The sequence below is a fragment of the Marinobacter mangrovi genome, from assembly GCF_016798325.1.
Lineage (GTDB): Bacteria > Pseudomonadota > Gammaproteobacteria > Pseudomonadales > Oleiphilaceae > Marinobacter_A > Marinobacter_A mangrovi.
In genome coordinates this window covers 631,881-651,719 of the sequence record NZ_JAERVO010000001.1, presented here as the reverse complement: position 1 = coordinate 651,719, position 19,839 = coordinate 631,881, and the positions used below count along the sequence as shown (strand labels likewise).

17 protein-coding genes are annotated in these 19,839 nt (G+C 59.1%); 3 read left to right on the top strand and 14 right to left on the bottom strand.

All coding sequences use genetic code 11. From position 1 onward, the window contains the following. The first annotated feature begins 39 nt into the window (after positions 1-39). Positions 40-675, top strand: coding sequence for a hypothetical protein (locus JL474_RS02930; RefSeq protein WP_123633396.1), 636 nt, complete (start codon positions 40-42; stop codon positions 673-675). Positions 676-705: 30 nt separating this feature from the next. On the opposite strand, the gene JL474_RS02925 is transcribed toward JL474_RS02930, so the two are convergent. Further along, the gene (locus JL474_RS02925; RefSeq protein ID WP_203140848.1) at positions 706-1,056 is read right to left on the bottom strand and encodes a TfoX/Sxy family protein; all 351 of its coding nucleotides are present in this window, start codon (positions 1,054-1,056) and stop codon (positions 706-708) included. A gap of 170 nt (positions 1,057-1,226) precedes the next feature. Between JL474_RS02925 and JL474_RS02920 the strand changes: the two genes are divergently transcribed. Then, positions 1,227-2,207, top strand: a complete 981-nt coding sequence (locus JL474_RS02920) for a GGDEF domain-containing protein (RefSeq protein WP_203140847.1) — start codon at positions 1,227-1,229, stop codon at positions 2,205-2,207. 38 nt (positions 2,208-2,245) lie between these two features. Here JL474_RS02920 and rluB read toward each other — a convergent pair whose 3' ends face one another. From rluB to sdhC, 13 genes are all read right to left on the bottom strand, one after another. Continuing rightward, positions 2,246-3,265, bottom strand: a complete 1,020-nt coding sequence (gene rluB / locus JL474_RS02915; protein WP_203140846.1) for a 23S rRNA pseudouridine(2605) synthase RluB — start codon at positions 3,263-3,265, stop codon at positions 2,246-2,248. Positions 3,266-3,297: 32 nt separating this feature from the next. After that, entirely contained in the window at positions 3,298-3,966 is a 669-nt protein-coding gene (gene scpB / locus JL474_RS02910) for an SMC-Scp complex subunit ScpB (protein WP_123633399.1), read from the bottom strand. A 17-nt stretch (positions 3,967-3,983) separates the two neighbouring features. Then, entirely contained in the window at positions 3,984-4,847 is an 864-nt protein-coding gene (locus JL474_RS02905) for a segregation and condensation protein A (RefSeq protein ID WP_203140845.1), read from the bottom strand. Positions 4,848-4,880: 33 nt separating this feature from the next. Next, entirely contained in the window at positions 4,881-6,095 is a 1,215-nt protein-coding gene (locus JL474_RS02900; RefSeq protein WP_190294813.1) for a tryptophan--tRNA ligase, read from the bottom strand. Positions 6,096-6,324: 229 nt separating this feature from the next. Continuing rightward, on the bottom strand, positions 6,325-7,197 hold the full coding sequence (sucD, locus tag JL474_RS02895; RefSeq protein WP_123633401.1) for a succinate--CoA ligase subunit alpha: 873 nt from the start codon (positions 7,195-7,197) through the stop codon (positions 6,325-6,327). Continuing rightward, positions 7,197-8,363: an ADP-forming succinate--CoA ligase subunit beta gene (gene sucC / locus JL474_RS02890; RefSeq protein ID WP_123633402.1), complete on the bottom strand. Its 1,167-nt coding sequence runs from the start codon at positions 8,361-8,363 to the stop codon at positions 7,197-7,199. The genes sucD and sucC overlap by 1 nt, the downstream gene beginning before the upstream one ends. Positions 8,364-8,670: 307 nt before the next feature. After that, a complete protein-coding gene (lpdA, locus tag JL474_RS02885; protein WP_123633403.1) occupies positions 8,671-10,113 on the bottom strand; it encodes a dihydrolipoyl dehydrogenase in 1,443 nt (480 codons plus the stop codon). 38 nt (positions 10,114-10,151) lie between these two features. Further along, positions 10,152-11,384, bottom strand: coding sequence for a 2-oxoglutarate dehydrogenase complex dihydrolipoyllysine-residue succinyltransferase (gene odhB, locus JL474_RS02880; RefSeq protein WP_123633404.1), 1,233 nt, complete (start codon positions 11,382-11,384; stop codon positions 10,152-10,154). A gap of 26 nt (positions 11,385-11,410) precedes the next feature. After that, complete coding sequence (locus tag JL474_RS02875) at positions 11,411-14,248, bottom strand: 2-oxoglutarate dehydrogenase E1 component (RefSeq protein WP_123633405.1); 2,838 nt, start codon at positions 14,246-14,248, stop codon at positions 11,411-11,413. A 316-nt stretch (positions 14,249-14,564) separates the two neighbouring features. Then, positions 14,565-15,269 (bottom strand): succinate dehydrogenase iron-sulfur subunit, encoded by a 705-nt coding sequence (locus JL474_RS02870; RefSeq protein ID WP_123633406.1) that lies wholly within the window; start codon positions 15,267-15,269, stop codon positions 14,565-14,567. Positions 15,270-15,283: 14 nt separating this feature from the next. Beyond that, complete coding sequence (sdhA, locus tag JL474_RS02865) at positions 15,284-17,056, bottom strand: succinate dehydrogenase flavoprotein subunit (protein WP_123633407.1); 1,773 nt, start codon at positions 17,054-17,056, stop codon at positions 15,284-15,286. A 3-nt stretch (positions 17,057-17,059) separates the two neighbouring features. Continuing rightward, positions 17,060-17,404 carry a succinate dehydrogenase, hydrophobic membrane anchor protein gene (sdhD, locus tag JL474_RS02860; protein WP_123633408.1) on the bottom strand — a complete coding sequence of 115 codons (345 nt, stop codon included), beginning with the start codon at positions 17,402-17,404 and terminating at the stop codon, positions 17,060-17,062. Next, the gene (sdhC, locus tag JL474_RS02855; RefSeq protein ID WP_123633554.1) at positions 17,398-17,772 is read right to left on the bottom strand and encodes a succinate dehydrogenase, cytochrome b556 subunit; all 375 of its coding nucleotides are present in this window, start codon (positions 17,770-17,772) and stop codon (positions 17,398-17,400) included. The genes sdhD and sdhC overlap by 7 nt, the downstream gene beginning before the upstream one ends. Positions 17,773-18,476: 704 nt before the next feature. Here sdhC and gltA point away from each other — a divergent pair. Further along, positions 18,477-19,751 (top strand): citrate synthase, encoded by a 1,275-nt coding sequence (gene gltA, locus JL474_RS02850; RefSeq protein WP_123633409.1) that lies wholly within the window; start codon positions 18,477-18,479, stop codon positions 19,749-19,751. The last annotated feature ends 88 nt before the right edge of the window (positions 19,752-19,839 follow it).

Genomic DNA, 19,839 nt, shown 5'->3' with positions numbered 1-19,839 from the left:
GAGACTGTGACGGCGACTGAGGTGACAGGAGAGCGCTTCATGAATCCAGACGCCCTAGCCTTTATTTCCAGAGCGCCGGTCCTTGTGGTCGCGGGCGGTCTGGCTTGCCTTATTGCGCTGGCTGCGTTCGTTGTTCTATTCCGACAGGTGCGTCGACAGCAGGAAGAGGTCGATTATCTTGAGCGGCGTATCAATACACTCTGGCAGGAAGCCGATGCCCAGGTCGGCGGCGAAGGCGATAAACCGGATGCCCCATCGGTCGATGTCAGGCCACGGGCGGGCGTTTCCGCGACGGAAAGAGCGGCCTACGATACCTTGTGGCCCCTCGCGTGGGAGCTGCACGACCGGATCGGCACCTTCCTCCGCGCCATCGATCATCACGAGCCGATCAGCGATACCCGTCTCGCGGCCCGTCATGCGGCCCTGGACCTGCGCCGGGAAACCAACCGCCTGCGCCCGTTTATCGATGCCGACATCGATCACCTGCTGCACCAGTTGCTTGATGCCGAGGTCAAGGCGCATCTGGCCGCCTGTCAGTTCCTCGACAACCGGGATGCCCGGGCGCGGGAAGGCAGTGAAAACAGCAGCCGCTGGCAATGGCAGGAACATCATGAGCAGGAAGCGGTCGAGCTGATGAACCAGCTGGTGACGGCCATCAGGAAGCGTGTGCTCTAGCCCATACTCGCGCCATGACCACCCATGGCTTCACCGTTTTCCAGATCGACTGGCGCGTAACGCGGCGGCATAGGCTTCGTTCCCCCAGGCCATCATCTGCTCCGGATCCTCAAAGACCTCCTCGGGTGCCTGGCGGTAGGACATCGCAATGCGCTTCCCCTGACGCGGGATCGTGAAGGGCTCCAGGCCCCGGGCAACAAACGCCGGCTCACTCTGGGCGTCGAACTTCAAATACAGCGTCTGTCCGGAAATCAGCGCAAACATGATGTCCCCCAGAAAAAGGCCATGGCCCCCGAACATCCTCTTGGCCTGAACCGGCCCAACCCCCTGAAGCTGATCGACCACAAACGTTGCAAACTCGATCTTTGCGTCCTTGACCACGGCAATCTCCTTCCGCCCGTGTCGGATTTAATCCGTCAATAATTTGTCTAAACCGCATTCCGTTGAACTTTAAAGCACACTCTTCCCTTTTAACACGCTGTTTATAATGACCTTTACAGGACGGGCACGATACATGCTTGAACGACTGCAATGCGAGCGAGAGTACCGTTATGCCCTCTAATCCCACATCCCTGACAAACGCCGGACCTGAGCGCGCTCAGGCCCTGGCCGACCTGGAGCGTCTGAGTCTTCAGTGGCAGCGCGATGATGACGTTTTCATGCGCCTGTGCCGTCGGATGACGACCACACTGGAGCTCCAGGAACTCATGGCCATTTTCGCCGAAGAGCTGGCGTCCGTGGTGCCGTTCGACCGCCTGACCTACCAGAACACCATCGACGGCCAGCCTGTCGAGATCAAGATTGGCCAGGGTGGTAATCATCGGTGTGAGTATGGCCTGAATCTGGCCGGCGAGCACTTCGGCATGCTGCGTATCTTTCGCCGGATGCGATTCGCCGAACAGGAACAAACGGTCATCGAGCAGATGCTGGGGACAGCGATTCACTCGATCCGGAATGCCTGTCGCTATGATGCGGTACGCCGCGCGTCCCTCACCGATGTCGTCACCGGCATCCCCAACAAGCGGGCGTTTGAAGATGCACTGAACCGTGAGGCCTCACTCGGGAATCGTCACGGTGAGCGCTGTGCGTTGATCCTGTGTGATCTGGATCATTTCAAATCGGTCAACGACCGCTATGGCCACCTGGCCGGCGACCAGATCCTGCGGGCGACAGCGCTGGCGATCGAAGACGCCACCCGCTGCACAGATACGGTATATCGGATTGGTGGTGAGGAATTCGGAATCATATTGCCGCATATCGGCGACAAGGAATGTGCGCTGGTGGCTGACCGTATCCGCGAGGCCATCACCCGCATCACCCTGGACAGCGAAGGGGAACCGGTCCGCGTGACGGCCAGTGCGGGCTTCGGCATCCAGTCCCGTGGTGAGTCCGCCGATGGATGGTTCAAGCGTACGGACGAAGCGCTGTACCAGGCCAAATCCGATGGCCGCGACTGCACCCGTCAGGCGCGGCCCGCCCAGAACACCGATATCACCTTCATCGACAGCAACCGCCGCAACCGCGGCGACTAGACCGCCAACAACGCCCACGGAACGGGCGAAACTTCAAGTTACTTTCCCGGCGCCTTGCGACGTCCCATCGGGGGCTTGCGACGGGCATCCCCTTTCTTCTCCTGACGCTCTTCCGCCTTGTGCTCCGCTCGGGTAAACACGCCCCCCTTACGATAGCTGCCGGATCCCCGGGACGGCTTCTTGCGCTGTTGCCGACGCTGGGTACGGGCTTCCCCCGGCGTTTTCGCCGGTAGCGCCAGTGGATCCAGGCCAACCGCCCGGCTCAGGGCATCGACACTACGCTGATCCATTTCCTCCCAGCGCCCCATGCTGAGACGACTGGGCAACATGGCTGGCCCGAAACGGACCCGCTTCAGGCGACTGACCTTGACGCCCTGGGACTCCCACAGCCGCCGGACTTCCCGGTTACGCCCCTCGAACAAGGTGACGTGGAACCAATGGTTGATCCCTGAGCCACCGGCGCTGGAAATATCCGAAAAGCTCGCCATGCCGTCATCCAGCAGGACACCTTCCAGCAACCGATCCGTCATCGCCTCGTCCACTTCCCCGAAGATGCGCACTGCATACTCCCGATCCACCTGATAGGACGGATGCATCAGGCGGTTCGCCAGCTCACCGTCGGTGGTGAATAGCATCAGGCCGGTGGTATTGATATCGAGCCGGCCAATCGCGATCCAGCGCTGATCCTTGAGACGCGGCAGGCGATCAAAAACCGTCGGACGCCCCTCCGGGTCATTACGGGTGGTCACTTCGCCTTCGGGCTTGTTGTACATCAAAACCCGACGAACCGGTGCCTGGGCCGCTTCGATGCTGACGGGTTTGCCGTCGATGAAAATGTGGTCGTCCACCGTGACCTTCTGGCCCGGAACGGCGATCGCCTTATTCACGGTAATCCGCCCTGCTTCGATCCACGCTTCAACTTCCCGACGCGAACCGACGCCGGCCCGCGAGAGAACCTTCTGCAGACGCTCGGGCGGCAACACCTGACGTGTGGGCTTCTGCTTATCCGCGGACGGCCGCTGGCCGCGGCCCGACTGTGCGTCGCGCTTCTGCGACATGGTACTTTTCCTTCAAAGTGCCCGGACCGGCCTCAGTGGACGGTCCCGGAAATGGATTCATTGTGGTCGTCGCCGGTATCGTCGTCTCCGTCTTCCGGGACCGACTTCGGATCATCAAACTGGATTTCGGCCTGGATCTTCTGCTCGACCTCTCGCCCGATCTCCTCGAGATCACGAATTTCCGACAGGGGCGGCAGCTGCTCCAGCGACGTCATGTTGAAGTAGTCAAGAAACTGACGGGTCGTGGCGTACATGGCCGGCCGGCCCGGAACGTCCTTGTGGCCGACGATACGCACCCATTCTCGCTCCATGAGCGTCCGGATGATATTGCTGCTAACCGTAACCCCGCGAATGTCTTCGATTTCACCCCGGGTGATGGGCTGGCGATAGGCAATCAGAGCCAGGGTTTCCAGCAGCGCCCGGGAATACCGCTGCGGCTTTTCCTCGAACAGCCGACCGACCCAGCGGGCATAGTCTTCACGAATCTGGAAACGGTAACCGCTGGACACCTTGCACAAGGCGTAGCTGCGCCCCTCGCAGGCCTGCTCCAGCTGGCTGAGAGCATGCTCCATGACCTGGCGGGCCGGGCGTTCCTCTTCACTGAACAGCTCACGCAATTGATCCAGGTTCAGGGGCTTGCCGGCGGCGAGCAGCGCGGCTTCGATAATCAGCTGTATACGTCGAATCTGTTCTTCGCTCATTCCTGTTGCCCTGTGTCTCAGTTTGCCGCCCGGGCCCGCACATGAATCGACCCGAGCACTTCGCCCTGAACCACCTCGATCAGCTGCTCCTTGACCAGCTCCAGCGTCGCCAGGAACGTCACCACGACACCCAGCCGCCCCTCTTCGATCGTGAACAAACTCTCGAAGCGCACAAAGCGGTCGCCGGACAGGCAGGAGAGAATGTGGGACATGCGCTCCCGGGTGGACAGCTTTTCCCGCTCAACGTGGTGGCTGGTGAACAGGTCCGCCCGGCGAATGACGTCGCGCAACGCCAGCAGCATGTCTTTCAGTTCCACGTCTGGATGCACCTGGCTCTGCGGCAGTCGAGGCAGCGGGGCTGACGTGGCGTAGGTATCCCGCTCCATACGCGGCAGCTCATCCAGATCCTCAGCCGCTTTCTTGAAGCGCTCGTATTGCTGGAGTCGGCGGATCAGTTCGGCGCGGGGATCCAGGTCTTCCTCGTCCTCACTCTCCTGGCGCGGCAGCAGCATGCGCGACTTGATTTCCGCCAGGGTGGCCGCCATCACCAGATATTCCGCGGCCAGCTCGAAGCGCATGGCCTCGATGGCGTTGATGTAATCCATGTACTGACGGGTGATCTCGCTGACATCGATATCGAGGATATCCATGTTCTGACGGCGAATCAGGTAAAGCAGCAGATCGAGAGGCCCCTCAAAGGCCTCCAGAAAAACGGCCAGCGCGTCCGGCGGGATGTAGAGATCCTGCGGTAGGTCCTTGACGGGCTGGCCCGCCACCCGGGCCACAGAAGCGACATCCGGGGTATCGGTGTCCGACGCCACCTGAGTCGCCTCAGGCGTCTGGGACTCCGAGTTCTCCTGGACCTGCTGATCGTCAGTCATTGCCGCTCCCGGGCCAGTGGTTGTCCACCGCGATCAGCGGTAGGACAGCCCCATGGCATGACGCACTTCGTCCAGAGTTTCCCGCGCCGCATCGCGCGCATGCTCGCAGCCTTCCTCGATAATCGAGCGAATCAGCTCCGGATTGCTTTCGTATTCCCTGGCCCGCTCATGCAGCGGACGCTGTTCTTCAACGATGGCGTCGATCAGCGGCTTCTTGCAGTCCAGGCAGCCAATACCGGCGCTCCGGCAGCCGGTCTGAACCCATTCCTGGGTGTCGCTGTCGGAATAGACCTTGTGCAGCCCCCAGACCGGGCACTTCTCCGGCTCGCCCGGATCGGTCCGACGAACCCGCTGCGGATCGGTCTGCATGACGCGGATCTTCTGTGCGACGGCGTCCGGCTCTTCGCGCAGGCCAATGGTGTTCTGGTAGGACTTGGACATTTTCTGACCGTCCAGGCCCGGCATTTTGGAATCCGGCGTCAGCAGTGGTTGCGGCTCCGGCAGAATGACCTTACCGCCACCCTCGATGTAGCCGTAGAGGCGCTCACTGTCGCCCATGGAAATGTTCTGCTGCTCCTTGAGCAAGGCCCGAGCCCGGTCCAGGGCTTCCACATCGCCCTCTTCCTGGTACTTGCGCTTCAGTTCGCGATAGAGCTTGGCGTTCTTCTTGCCCATCTTGGTGATGGCGGCCTCCGCCTGCTCTTCGAAGCCCGGCTCACGACCGTAGATGTGATTGAAACGGCGCGCGATCTCGCGGGTGATCTCCACGTGCGACACCTGATCGGCGCCCACGGGCACCCGGCCGGCCCGGTACATCAGGATGTCGGCACTCTGCAGCAGCGGATAGCCGAGGAAGCCGTAGGTGGCGAGGTCTTTCTCGCGCAGCTTTTCCTGCTGGTCCTTATAAGTCGGAATCCGCTCGAGCCAACCCAGTGGCGTAATCATTGACAGCAGCAGGTGTAGCTCCGCGTGCTCCGGCACCTTGGACTGGATAAAGATGGTCGCAGACCCCGGATTGACACCCGCGGCCAGCCAGTCGATCACCATCTCCCAGACGCTGGACTCGATACCACGGGTATCATCGTATTGCGTGGTCAGCGCGTGCCAGTCGGCAACAAAGAAAAAGCACTCGAATTCATGCTGGAGTTTGACCCAGTTTTTCAGCACACCGTGGTAATGACCAAGATGCAGTTTTCCGGTGGGACGCATACCAGACAGCACGCGCTGCTGGGGATCTACAGAACTCAAAGCATGAACTCCTTAATGGATGATACTGGAACGCTCGGTTTTCGCCTGACGGCGGTCCGATCTACCGTATTGTCTTCGCCGGGATTATAACGGATGTGGCGGTCAGGTTAACGATAAACCCGCGCCCATCACAGACCCTCTCACCGCAAAGTCAGCCCAGTTTAAACGAAAAAGCCCCCGCTCTCTCCCCGACGGGAGAAAACAGGGGCTCTTTTTCAGGCGTTGGCTCTTACCAGCCAGTGACCTCTTTCAGCGCCTGGCCGATTTCGGCCAGACTGCGAACGGTCTTGACGCCCGCATCTTCCAGGGCCGCAAACTTGTCGTCTGCCGTGCCCTTGCCACCGGCAATGATCGCACCGGCGTGGCCCATGCGCTTGCCCGGAGGCGCCGTCACACCGGCGATGTAGGACACGACCGGCTTGGTCACGTTGTCCTTGATGAAGGCCGCGGCTTCTTCTTCGGCCGTACCGCCGATCTCACCGATCATGACGATCGCCTGAGTTTCCGGGTCGTCCTGCAGCAGCTTCAGCATGTCGATGAAGTTGGAGCCCGGAATCGGGTCACCACCGATACCGATACAGGTGGACTGGCCGTAGCCGAAGTCGGTGGTCTGCTTGACCGCTTCATAAGTCAGGGTACCGGAACGGGAAACGATACCGACCTTGCCCTTCTTATGGATGTGGCCCGGCATGATGCCGATCTTGCATTCGTCCGGAGTGATCACGCCCGGGCAGTTCGGGCCGATCATGCGAACGCCTTTGCGATCGACGTACTCTTTCGCGTAGAGCATGTCGATGGTCGGGATGCCTTCGGTGATGCAGACAATCAGCTCAAGGCCAGCGTCCGCCGCTTCGATGATGGCATCCTTACAGAAAGGCGCCGGCACGTAGATGACGGTTGCCTGTGCGCCCGTGGCTTCAACCGCTTCGCGAACGGTGTTGAAGACCGGCAGACCCAGGTGCTCGGTACCGCCTTTCCCGGGAGAGACACCACCAACCATTTTGGTGCCGTACTCAATCGCCTGCTCAGAGTGGAAGGTGCCTTGTGCACCGGTAAAACCCTGGCAGATCACTTTGGTGTCTTTGTTAATCAGGACGCTCATTACTTACCTCCCGCGGCTTTAACGACTTGCTGTGCAGCATCCGTCAGACTGGTAGCCGCGATGATGTTCAGGCCACTGTCTGCCAGTACTTTTGAACCCAGTTCGGCATTGTTGCCTTCCAGGCGAACCACGACAGGTACTTTCACGCCGACTTCTTTCACGGCGCCGATGATGCCTTCCGCGATCATGTCGCAACGGACAATACCGCCGAAGATGTTAACCAGAACGGCCTTGACGGCGTCATCGGACAGGATGATCTTGAACGCTTCGGTCACACGCTCTTTGGTCGCGCCACCGCCCACGTCAAGGAAGTTGGCCGGCTGACCGCCGTTCAGTTTCACGATGTCCATGGTGCCCATGGCCAGGCCAGCGCCGTTAACCATGCAACCGATGTTGCCTTCCAGAGCGACGTAGTTCAGCTCCCACTTCGCGGCATCGGCTTCGCGCTGATCTTCCTGGGAAGGATCGTGCATCTCGCGAATCTGCGGCTGACGGTACAGGGCGTTGCCGTCAACGCCGATCTTCGCGTCCAGGCAGTGCAGGTTGCCTGCCGGGGTGATGACCAGCGGGTTGATTTCCAACAGGGCCAGGTCCTTGTCTTCGAACAGCTTGGCCAGACCCAGGAAAATCTTGACGAACTGCTTGATCTGGTCGCCCTTCAGGCCCAGTTTGAAAGCCAGCTCACGGCCCTGGTACGGCTGTGCGCCGACCAGCGGATCGACTTCCGCTTTCAGGATCTTCTCAGGGGTTTCCTCGGCCACCGTCTCGATCTCGACACCACCTTCGGTCGAGGCCATGAAAACGATACGACGTGAGCCACGATCAACAACCGCACCCAGGTACAGCTCCTGGTCGATGTCGGTCAGATCTTCAACCAGGATCTTGCTGACCGGCTGGCCCTTTTCATCCGTCTGATAAGTGACCAGGTTGCGGCCCAGCCAGTACTCGGCAAACTCGCGGATCTCGTCCTTGCTGCTGACCAGCTTGACGCCCCCGGCCTTGCCCCGGCCGCCTGCGTGAACCTGGGCCTTCACAACCCAGCGCTCACCGCCAATCTCAGCAGCTGCAGCGACGGCGTCCTGCGGAGTCTCGCAGGCGATGCCTTTGGAAACCGGCAGGCCGTATTCAGCGAACAGCTGCTTGCCCTGATATTCGTGCAAATTCATAGCGTTGTCCCACTCTTATATGGAGGATAACCATTTCAGAAGACACTGGCCGACAGGGCTGTACCGCCCCACCCGCCATTGGCTTCACTCTGGGATACGAACCCGCGTGGTGCGAATTCTGTTCGGGCGCGTCAGTTCTCGTTGAGACACACCCTGATCCGGCCGGGGTTGGACTTTCCAACGCCTGAACGTCAGCACAGGCTGACGTTCAAAGGCCAGATCGGGAGAGGTCTTCAGACACTGAGCGCCTCGTTGCGCCCCTCTCCGTCTGTACAAGTTGGGCCGGATTCACCGGCCCACTGACTTCTTATTTTTTCTTGCGCTTGTTGGCGACGTGGATTGCACCGTCGCCCACTGCAAGGGCTGCCTCGTGCACGGACTCCGACAGGGTCGGGTGCGCGAAACAGGTCAGCGCCAGATCTTCGGCGCTGGAACCGAATTCCATGGCAATCACGCCCTGGGCGACGATTTCAGACGCCTGGGGACCGGTGACATGGAAACCGAGAATGCGATCGGTCTTCTCGTCGGCAATGATCTTGACCATACCGGTGGCCGAGTTGGCCGCCATGGCACGACCGTTGGCCGCAAACGGGAAGGTGCCAACCTTATAGGCTTCGCCTTCGGCCTTGAGCTGCTCTTCGGTCTTACCCACCCAGGCGACTTCCGGGAAGGTGTAGATGACGTTCGGAATGCAGTCGTAGTTGACCTGCGGTTTGTGGCCGGCGATGCGCTCAACCACCATAATGCCTTCTTCAGAGGCTTTGTGCGCGAGCATGGGGCCGCGAACCACGTCGCCGATCGCCCAGACGCCCGGTGCGTCAGTCTGGCAGTAATCGTCGACGAAAATGAAACCGCGTTCGTCCAGGTTCACACCGCTGTCTGCAGCCAGCAGGTTGTCGGTGTTCGGACGACGGCCCACCGCAACGATCAGTTTGTCGAACTTCTGTTCCTGCTCGCCTTTGGCGTCTTCATAGGTCACGTTGACCAGATTACGCTTGACGCTGGAACCCGTGACACGAGCCTTCAGCTTAATGTCCAGACCCTGTTTCTTGAACTGCTTCAGCGCGTCCTTGGCGACCTGCTGGTCAACGGCCGGCAGGAACGTATCCAGCGCTTCCAGAACGGTCACTTCGGAACCCAGACGGGCCCAGACGCTGCCCAGCTCCAGACCGATGACACCGGCACCGATCACGCCCAGACGCTTGGGCACCTTGTCGAATTCCAGAGCACCTTCGGAATCCACGATGAACCCTTCGGTCATCGGTGCCGGCGGAATTTCGATCGGGTTGGAACCGGTGGCAATCACCACGTTGTCCGCTTCGTAGGTCGTGGTCTTGCCGTCGTTGTCGGTCACTTCCACCTGACGGTTCGCCAGTACGCGACCGCGGCCGTGAATCGGCGTAACGCCGTTGGCCTTGAACAGCTGCGCGATACCGCCGGTCAGCTGCTTCACGATACCGTCCTTGCGCTCCATCATCTTTGCGACGTTGATGGTCGGATCCTTAACTTCGATCCCCTGGTCGGCAAAGCTGTGGCTGGTTTCCTCAAACTTGTGGGAGATTTCCAGCAGCGCCTTGGACGGGATACAACCCACGTTCAGACAGGTACCACCCAGCACCTGTTGCTTGCCGTCTTTGGAAGTCCAGTTTTCAACACACGCGACTTTCAATCCCAGCTGGGCGCCCTTGATGGCAGCTACGTAGCCGCCAGGCCCAGCACCGATGACGATGACATCGAACTTATCAGACATGTTCTATCCTGTTTCTCTAAATGTGTTGATGAACCGGTTCAGACGTCCAGCAGAATACGCGCCGGATCTTCGAGCATTTCCTTGATGGCCACCAGGAACTGAACCGCTTCCTTGCCGTCGATCATGCGGTGATCGTATGACAACGCCAGGTACATCATCGGCAGGATTTCAACCTGACCGTTCACCGCCATCGGGCGTTCCTGGATCTTGTGCATACCGAGGATGGCGGTCTGCGGCGGATTCAGGATCGGTGTGGAGATCAGGGAACCGAAGATCCCACCGTTGGTGATGGTGAAGGTGCCGCCGGTCATCTCCTCGATGCCCAGTTTGCCGTCACGCGCCTTGGTGCCGTACTCGATGATCGTCTTCTCGATATCGGCCAGCCCCAGACCGTCGACGTCGCGCACAACCGGCACAACCAGACCGCGGTCGGTGGACACAGCCACGCCGATGTCCTGGTAACCGTGGTAAACCATGTCGTTACCGTCGATGGACGCGTTGACCGCCGGGAAACGCTTGAGGGCTTCGGTAGCCGCCTTGGCGAAGAAGGACATGAAGCCCAGCTTGACGCCGTGACGCTTCTCGAACGTTTCCTTGTACTGCTTGCGCAGCTCCATGACCGGCTTCATGTTGACCTCGTTGAACGTGGTCAGCATGGCGGCACTTTGCTGGGCATTGACCAGACGCTTGGCGATGCTGGCACGCAGACGGGTCATCGGTACCCGCTTCTCGGCACGCTCGCCGGTCGCAACGTCGGCCGCCGGCGCCGCTGCGGCGGGCGCACTCGGTGCCGGAGCAGCCTGACCGCCGGAAGACACGTGCTTCTGCACGTCTTCCTTGGTGACGCGACCATCTTTGCCGGTACCCTTGATGGCGTTGGGATCGACATTATTTTCTTCGGCCAGTTTGCGGGCCGCCGGACTCAGGATGGCTTCGCCGCCGGACGATGCGCTGCCTTGCTCGGCTTTCGGCGCTTCCGCTTCGTCAGAAGAACCTTTGTCATCGTCCTTTTTGGCCGGCGCAGAACCTGCAGCGCCTTCCTTGAATTTACCGACGACCTCACCGCTTTCCACGGTATCGCCTTCATCCTTGACGATTTCCTCGATCACGCCGTCAGCCGGCGCGACCACTTCAAGGACAACCTTGTCGGTTTCGATATCGACGATCAGTTCATCGCGTTCACAGGCTTCACCCGGCTTCTTGTGCCAGGTTGCGACTGTGCCCTCGGCAACAGATTCTGGAAAAACAGGGGCTTTGATTTCAGTTGACATCTCGGATCCTTAAATTCGGTAACTCGTCAAACTTCGAACGCGTCGTTAACCAGTTTTTTCTGCTCTTCAATGTGGACCGAGAGGTGTCCGCATGCCGGTGCGGCGGACGCGTCCCGACCTGCATACTGAAGATACAGTTTCGGATTATGGCGGTGCAGCGCCTGGCGCATGTGGTGCTGGCTGGAGTACCAGGCGCCCTGGTTCATGGGTTCTTCCTGACACCAGACTGCGTGGGTCAGCTTGGAGTACGGCTTGAGAACCTCGTCCAGGTCGTCCGCCGGGAACGGGTAAAGCTGCTCCAGACGCACAATGGCAACATCATCCCGCTCGTCGGCCTTCTTCTTCTCCAGCAGGTCGAAATAGACCTTGCCGCTGCAGAGAATCAGCCGACGGGCTTTCTTCGGATCCGTCGGTTCCTTCTCCGGCAGCACGGTCTGGAAGGTGCCTTCGGTCAGGTCGTCCAGGCCCGAAGTGGCTTCCTTGTGACGCAGCAGACTCTTCGGTGTGATGGCAACCAGCGGCTTACGCAGCGGACGCTTCACCTGGCGACGCAGCATGTGGAACACCTGCGCTGGGGTGGTGGGCACGCACACCTGGATGTTGTGCTCGGCACACATCTGCAGGAAGCGCTCCAGACGCGCAGAGCTGTGCTCCGGCCCCTGCCCCTCATAGCCGTGTGGCAGCAGCAGGGTCAGGCCACAGAGGCGGCCCCACTTGTGCTCACCGCTGGTGAGGAACTGGTCGATCACCACCTGGGCACCGTTGGCGAAGTCACCAAACTGGGCTTCCCAGACGATCAGGGCGTCCGGCGTGGTGGTCGAGTAACCGTATTCGAACGCCATGACCGCTTCCTCGGAAAGGAGCGAATCATAGATCTCGAACAGCGGCTGCTTGTCCGACACGTTTTCCAGCGGGATGTAGGTATCGCCGCCCTTCTGGTTATGCAGCACGGCATGACGGTGCGAGAAGGTGCCTCGGCCAACATCCTGGCCGGTGATGCGGATCGGATGGCCTTCATTCAACAGCGTCGCATACGCCATGACTTCGCCATAACCCCAGTTGATCGGCAGTGCGCCCTGGGTCATTTTATTGCGATCGTCGACGATCTTGGACACTTGGCGCTGGACCGCGAAGCCTTCGGGCAACTGCCCCATCTTCTTGCCGATACGCTGCAAGGTTTTCAGAGCGACGCTGGTCTTGCACTTGGCTGTCCACTCGTGTCCCAGGTAGGGCTGCCAGTCCACGTAAAGCGCCTTGTTCGGCTCTTTGACCAGCGACTTGACCACGTGATCGCCCTTGTCCAGCGCATCACGGTATTCGAGCTCCATCGACTTGGCTTCGTCTTCGCCGATCACACCGGCATCGACAAGCTGCTTGGCGTAAAGCTCTCGCGTGGTCTTGCGCTTGCGAATCTTCTCGTACATCACCGGCTGCGTGGCCGACGGCTCGTCCGCCTCGTTGTGGCCCCGACGGCGGTAGCACACCAGATCGATCACCACATCGCGCTTGAACTCGTTGCGATAATCCATCGCCATCTGGGTGGCAAACATGACCGCTTCAGGATCATCGCCGTTCACGTGCAGGATCGGCGCCTGAACCATCTTGGCGACGTCGGTGCAGTATTCCGTGGAGCGGGCGTCTTCCTGTTTGCTGGTGGTGAAACCCACCTGGTTGTTGATCACGATGTGGATTGTGCCACCCACACCATAGCCCCGGGTCTGGGACATCTGGAAGGTTTCCATCACCACACCCTGACCCGCAAACGCCGCATCACCGTGCATGATAATCGGCAGCACCTGAGTACCGTCCGGGTCTTCGCGGCGCGTTTGGCGAGCGCGCACTGAACCCTCAACCACCGGCGATACGATTTCCAGATGCGACGGGTTGAAGGCCAGCGCGAGGTGAACCTCACCGCCTTCCGTCATCACGTTGGACGAGAAGCCCTGGTGGTATTTGACGTCACCCGAACCGGCATCCGCCAGCTTCTTGCCTTCGAATTCGTCGAACAACTCGCGCGGGTTCTTGCCCAGCGTATTGACCAGGACGTTCAGACGACCACGGTGGGCCATGCCGATGACGATTTCCTTGGCACCGTAGCTGCCGGCACGCTGGATCAATTCGTCGACGCAGGGAATCAGGCTTTCGCCACCTTCCAGGCCAAAGCGCTTGACGCCGGGATAGCGGGAGCCGAGGTATTTCTCCAGGCCTTCCGCAGCGGTCAGACGCTCAAGGATGTGACGACGGGTTTTGGTTTCATACTCGGGATGGGACCGAACCGGTTCCATGCGCTGCTGGAACCAGCGCTTGATGCGCGTGTCCACCACGTGCATGTACTCTGCGCCGATGCTGCTGCAGTAGGTCTGCTTGAGACCCTCTACAATATCGCGCAGCTTCATGGTCTCGGTGCCGAAATTCAGGGACCCGGTCTGGAATTCCAGATCCATGTCGGCATCGCTGAGATCATGAAAACCGATGTTCAGATCTTCGACGGTTTCACGCTCCCAGACCCCCAGCGGATCCAGGTTGGCATGCTGGTGCCCCCGGAAGCGGTACGCATTAATCAGCTGCAGAACACGAATCTGCTTGCGATCGGCATCGGACGTTGCGGAAGCCGGAACGCCACTGGCGGCCAGTCGACGCTGGTTGCGGGAAATGTGTTCAAACTGTTCGCGGATCGCGGAAAGGGAGACATCCCTGCCCGAAGAGCCATCAACACGGGGCAGTTTGTCGAAATAGTTGCGCCATTCCTCGGGAATCGCGTTGGGATCGGTCAGATAGGTTTCGAAAAGCTCTTCAACATAGGTCAGATTCCCGCCCTGTAGGTGGGATGTCTGCCATAACTGCTCCATGATGCTTTCATGCATTTTGAATAGCTCACCTCGGACTGGAGCGGGGAGCAATCCACTGATGGCAAGGGGTTAACGACAATCGTCCTGAGGGGATTTCGACGACTGTTGCCACCACTGAACTGGCGCGGATGTTTTCCGTTCCCCGGTGGTTAAAACTCAGCAAAGCCGTGCCGAGAACCTTTTAAGTCCACGCCACGGCTTCCGTAGTGTGCCTCCCCCTACCCGCCTTTGGGTATTAGCCAATGGTGTAAGTCCTTATTTTGACTTCACCTTGTCACAGGGAAGGCTGAATACATCAGAACAGTATAGCGCCTGTGTCAGCCTTTGCTGGTCACGTCGCCCGCTGAAGCAGGAGATTCCGGATGTGGCCGATGGCCTTGGTCGGATTCAACCCCTTCGGACAGACACTGACGCAGTTCATGATGCCCCGGCAGCGGAACACGCTGAACGGATCATCAAGATTGGCCAGACGCTCATCCTGCGCCTGGTCCCGGCTGTCAGCCAGGAAGCGGTATGCCTGCAGCAGGCCAGCCGGACCCACGAACTTGTCCGGATTCCACCAGAAGGACGGACAGGAAGTGGAACAGCACGCACAGAGAATACACTCGTAGAGGCCATCCAGCTTCTCCCGCTCTTCCGGGGATTGCAGACGTTCGATTGCCGGAGCCGGATCGTTGTTGATCAGGTACGGCTGCACTTTTTCATACTGTTGGTAGAACAGGCTCATATCGACAACCAGGTCACGAATGACCGGCAGCCCCGGCAGTGGCCGGATCACGAGCTTGCCCTTCTTGACGACCTCAGAAAGCGGCGTGATACAGCCCAGGCCGTTCTTGCCGTTCATGTTGAGACCGTCGGAACCACAAACCCCTTCGCGGCAGGAGCGACGATAGGCCAAAGACGGATCCTTCTCCTTCAGGAGGTTCAGGACGTCCAGCACCATCAGATCCTTACCTTTAGGAATTTCCAGTTCAATATCCTGCATGTAAGGCGCGTTGTCAGTTTCGGGATTGTACCGATATACGCTTACTAACATTTCTGCGTCACTCCTTAGTAGGTCCGAATCTTCGGCTGGAAGGTATCCACCGTCTTCGGCGCGAAGTTGACATCACGCTTACCTACACGCTTCTCGAGCGGGAAGTACAGCGAGTGCTTCAGCCAGTTTTCATCATCACGCTCGGTGAAGTCATTGCGTGCGTGGGCACCGCGACTTTCCTTGCGCTCGATGGCTGAAACCGCAGTGGCATAGGCGACTTCATACAGGTTATCCAGCTCAAGCGCCTCAACACGGTCGGTATTGAAGGCATTGCTGCGATCGGTCAGCTTGGTCTTGCGAACCCGCTCACCCAGTTCATCCAGCTTCTTGAGCCCTTTCTCCATGCTCTCGCCATCCCGGAACACGCCGAAATAAAGCTGCATGGTGTTTTGCAGATCCTTTCGGACCTCGGCGACACTTTCGCCTTCAGAAGCGCTGTTCAGACGGTCAAGACGAGCCATGGCGCGCTTGATGTCTTCTTCCGTCGGCTCCATGACCTCGGAGCCTTCACGCAACTGCTTCTCGATGTGCAGACCCGCCGCACGACCGAAGACAACCAGGTCCAGCAGCGAGTTGCCGCCCAGACGGTTGGCGCCGTGAACAGACACACAAGCCGCCTCACCACAGGCAAACAGACCTTCGATGAAGGTGTCGTTGCCATTTTCATCCTGGGTAATCGCCTGACCACCGACGTTGGTCGGGATACCACCCATCATGTAGTGACAGGTCGGCACAACCGGGATCGGCTCTTTCACCGGGTCCACGTGCGCAAAGGTGCGCGACAGCTCACAGATACCCGGCAGACGCAGATTCAGCGTCTCTTCACCGAGGTGATCCAGCTTCAGCAGGACGTGATCCTTGTCCGGACCGCAACCACGGCCTTCCAGGATTTCGATGACCATGGACCGGGCAACAACGTCACGGCCCGCCAGGTCTTTGGCGTTTGGCGCGTAACGCTCCATGAAGCGCTCGCCCTCGGAGTTGATCAGGTACCCCCCCTCACCCCGACAGCCTTCAGTCACCAGTGTGCCGGCACCGTGGATACCGGTCGGATGGAACTGCCACATCTCCATGTCCTGAACCGGGAAGCCGGCACGCAGCGCCATGCCGATGCCGTCACCGGTGTTGATCAGGGCGTTGGTCGTTGAGGCGTAGATACGGCCGGCACCACCCGTCGCCAGGACGGTGGCTTTCGACTTGATAAACGCCACTTCGCCCGTCTCGATTTCGATGGCGATGACACCCACCACCTGGTTCTTGCTGTTCTTGACCAGGTCAACGGCATACCACTCATTCAGGAAGGTGGTGCCACCTTTCAGGTTGGCCTGGTAAAGGGTATGCAGCAGCGCATGCCCGGTACGGTCAGCCGCCGCACAGGTACGAGCGGCCTGACCGCCCTTACCGTAATCCTTGGACTGGCCACCGAACGGACGCTGATAGATACGACCGTTTTCAGTCCGGGAGAACGGGAGCCCCATGTGCTCCAGCTCGAAAACGGCCTGCGGACCCACCGAGCACATATACTCGATCGCATCCTGGTCGCCAATGTAGTCAGACCCCTTGACGGTGTCGTACATGTGCCAGCGCCAGTCGTCGTTGGGATCGGCACTGGCAATCGCACAGGTAATACCACCCTGGGCGGAGACCGTGTGAGAACGGGTCGGAAATACTTTGGTGAGACACGCCGTGTTGACGCCGGACTCGGTCAGCTGAAGCGCCGCCCGCATGCCGGAGCCACCACCGCCAATGACGATGGCGTCGTAGGAAATGGTCTTCATATTAGACATGGATCAAAGCCCCCAGAGAATCTGTACGCCCCAAACGACATAGACAAACATCACCGCACCACAAAATGCCTGCACCAGAAAGCGCGGGGCTGTGGCCTTGATGTAGTCGGTTGTCACGGTCCAAAGACCAACCCAGGCGTGACCGCCAATCGACAGCAGCGCCATCAGGCTGAAAATCTTGAACCAGGTTTGATCGAACAGACCCGCCCAACTGGCGTAATCCACATCGGTGAACAGCACAAAGCCCAGCATGAAGAGCGTGTACAGCGCCAATACGTAGGCGGTCACACGCTGGATCATCCAGTCGTAGACACCACTGCGACCCAGATTCGTTACGCTGCTTACCATACCCAAACCCCCGCGAGAATGATCAGGATAACGGAAATAACCACGGTGGCCTTGGCGGCCAGACGGCCAGACTGCAATTCCTCACAGTAGCCCATGTCCATGATCAGGTGTTTGATACCGGCAACAAGGTGGTACAGCAGAGCAGACAGGATGCCCCAGATGATCAGCTTCGCCAGGAAGCTGTCCAGCAGGTTACCAACCGCATTGAAGCCTTCCTCTCCCGACAGGGAAAGCTGCAGGCCGTAAAGCATGAATGCAATACCGATGAAGATAATGATTCCGCTGATACGGTGCAGGATCGACGTGATCGCTGGCAATGGGAAATGGAACTTGCTGAGATCGAGATTTACTGGTCGTTTGCTATTCACAGCTCTCTCACACTCTCTTTTTGTCCGGTTCACAGACTGCTCGCCGGACGGATGGTTGGTGTAGTTGGGTGTTCTTCTTTGGATCAGAACAATGGAGGGAGAACAAGGCACTGACGAAACGTCGTCATTGGCGTTCCAGACTGGCATGTCCCCGATTCCGGGCTACGGATTATAAGGAGTGGCCCCCTGAATTACAAACCGGCAATCGACTGAAACCCCTCAGTGAGCGGGCAGTTAGGCGTCAATCGCCCTCATAGTTTGCATTAATATTTAGGAACCTACAAAATCCTTTCAGACCAAGGTCTAATCTCGGGAATTCCCTATCCCTGATCTCACAAACTACCCATTTCGCCACTATACATCATCGTGAATTCCTGCTTCATCCATTGACAATAAAAGCCAACTCCCTATATTTTGCCGCCACGCTTCAAAACTGTGTGTGTGCCCGACGCTGGGCGTGAAACACCAATCTGACGGTTTTTGCGGAATAACCAAGCAACTCATCCCCTGCACCCCGGTGCAGCCCGGAATGCCGCACCCGAAGGCTTTCCGGCCGTGACCTCGCGGAGTGATGTTGCAATAATATGCGTTTTCAAGAGAGCAACCGGCGGCGGGCAGAATGGCCTCCAGCCTGTCCTGCAGCACCGCCTGCGGCGTCTCCGGAAACCTTTCTAACGCTGGAAATGCTGATATAGGAGAGCACCATGACCGACAGGAAAGCACAGCTTTCGGTGGGTGATAAGTCAATCGAGCTGCCCGTATATGCCGGCACGGAAGGTCCAGATGTCATTGACGTCCGAGGTCTCGTCCAGGAAGGCGTCTTTACCTACGACCCAGGTTTTGTGTCCACTGCGGCCTGCGAGTCCAAGATCACCTACATTGACGGTGCCAATGGTGTTCTGTTGCACCGCGGCTATCCCATTGAGCAACTGGCGGAAAAGTCCGATTACCTGGAAGTCTGCTACCTGCTGCTCAACGGCGAACTGCCGAGTGCTGAAGAAGACGCCCGCTTCCGCGATACCGTCAAGCACCACACTATGATTCACGACCAGATGCGCCATTTCTTCAGCGGTTTCCGCCGTGACGCGCATCCGATGGCCATCATGTGTGGCGTCGTTGGCGCCCTGTCCGCCTTCTATCACGACCAGATGGACGTCACCAACCAGGAGCAGCGCGAAATCACGGCACACCGCCTGGTGGCCAAGATGCCGACCATTGCGGCGTGGTGCTACAAGTACGCCAACGGCCAGCCGTTTATCTACCCGCGCAACGACCTGAACTATTCTGAAAACTTCCTGCAGATGATGTTTGGCAATCCCTGCGAGGAGTACAAGGTCAACCCGGTCCTGGCCAAAGCCATGGACAAGATCTTCATCCTGCACGCGGACCACGAGCAGAATGCGTCCACGTCTACCGTGCGTCTGGCCGGCTCGACCGGTGCCAACCCGTATGCCTGTATTGCGTCCGGCATTGCTGCGCTGTGGGGACCGGCGCACGGCGGTGCCAACGAGGCGGTGCTGGACATGCTGGCCGAGATCGGCGACGAAGCCAACATCGAGCAGTTCGTGGCCAAAGCCAAGGACAAGGACGACCCCTTCCGCCTGATGGGCTTCGGTCACCGGGTCTACAAGAATTTCGACCCGCGCGCCAAGGTCATGCGTGAAACCTGTCACGAGGTCCTGGCCGAGCTGGGCCTGGAAAACGATCCGCTGCTGCGTATCGCCCAACGCCTGGAGCAGATCGCCCTGGAAGACGAGTACTTCGTCGAGCGCAAGCTCTATCCGAACGTCGATTTCTATTCCGGCATTATCCTGAAGGCGATCGGCATCCCAACCTCTATGTTTACCGTGATCTTCGCCATGTCGCGCACCATCGGCTGGTTCTCTCACTGGAACGAGATGGTCAGCGGCAACTACCGCATCGGTCGCCCGCGCCAGCTTTACACCGGCGCCAGCAAGCGCGACTATCCTGCAAAGTAATCGCTTTGCACGATCTGACGAAAAGGGCTGCACAGTGTGCGGCCCTTTTTCGTTGATACCGACTCAATCGCCGCTTCCCGGCGCGCAA

What these genes read in the sequence shown, in the direction of transcription:
- JL474_RS02930 (WP_123633396.1), top strand. Translation starts at nt 40, where the DNA reads ATGAATCCAGACGCCCTAGCCTTTATTTCCAGAGCGCCGGTCCTTGTG.
- JL474_RS02920 (WP_203140847.1), top strand. Translation starts at nt 1,227, where the DNA reads ATGCCCTCTAATCCCACATCCCTGACAAACGCCGGACCTGAGCGCGCT.
- rluB (WP_203140846.1), bottom strand. Translation starts at nt 3,265, where the DNA reads ATGTCGCAGAAGCGCGACGCACAGTCGGGCCGCGGCCAGCGGCCGTCC.
- scpB (WP_123633399.1), bottom strand. Translation starts at nt 3,966, where the DNA reads ATGAGCGAAGAACAGATTCGACGTATACAGCTGATTATCGAAGCCGCG.
- JL474_RS02905 (WP_203140845.1), bottom strand. Translation starts at nt 4,847, where the DNA reads ATGACTGACGATCAGCAGGTCCAGGAGAACTCGGAGTCCCAGACGCCT.
- sucD (WP_123633401.1), bottom strand. Translation starts at nt 7,197, where the DNA reads ATGAGCGTCCTGATTAACAAAGACACCAAAGTGATCTGCCAGGGTTTT.
- sucC (WP_123633402.1), bottom strand. Translation starts at nt 8,363, where the DNA reads ATGAATTTGCACGAATATCAGGGCAAGCAGCTGTTCGCTGAATACGGC.
- lpdA (WP_123633403.1), bottom strand. Translation starts at nt 10,113, where the DNA reads ATGTCTGATAAGTTCGATGTCATCGTCATCGGTGCTGGGCCTGGCGGC.
- odhB (WP_123633404.1), bottom strand. Translation starts at nt 11,384, where the DNA reads ATGTCAACTGAAATCAAAGCCCCTGTTTTTCCAGAATCTGTTGCCGAG.
- JL474_RS02875 (WP_123633405.1), bottom strand. Translation starts at nt 14,248, where the DNA reads ATGCATGAAAGCATCATGGAGCAGTTATGGCAGACATCCCACCTACAG.
- JL474_RS02870 (WP_123633406.1), bottom strand. Translation starts at nt 15,269, where the DNA reads ATGTTAGTAAGCGTATATCGGTACAATCCCGAAACTGACAACGCGCCT.
- sdhA (WP_123633407.1), bottom strand. Translation starts at nt 17,056, where the DNA reads ATGTCTAATATGAAGACCATTTCCTACGACGCCATCGTCATTGGCGGT.
- sdhD (WP_123633408.1), bottom strand. Translation starts at nt 17,404, where the DNA reads ATGGTAAGCAGCGTAACGAATCTGGGTCGCAGTGGTGTCTACGACTGG.
- gltA (WP_123633409.1), top strand. Translation starts at nt 18,477, where the DNA reads ATGACCGACAGGAAAGCACAGCTTTCGGTGGGTGATAAGTCAATCGAG.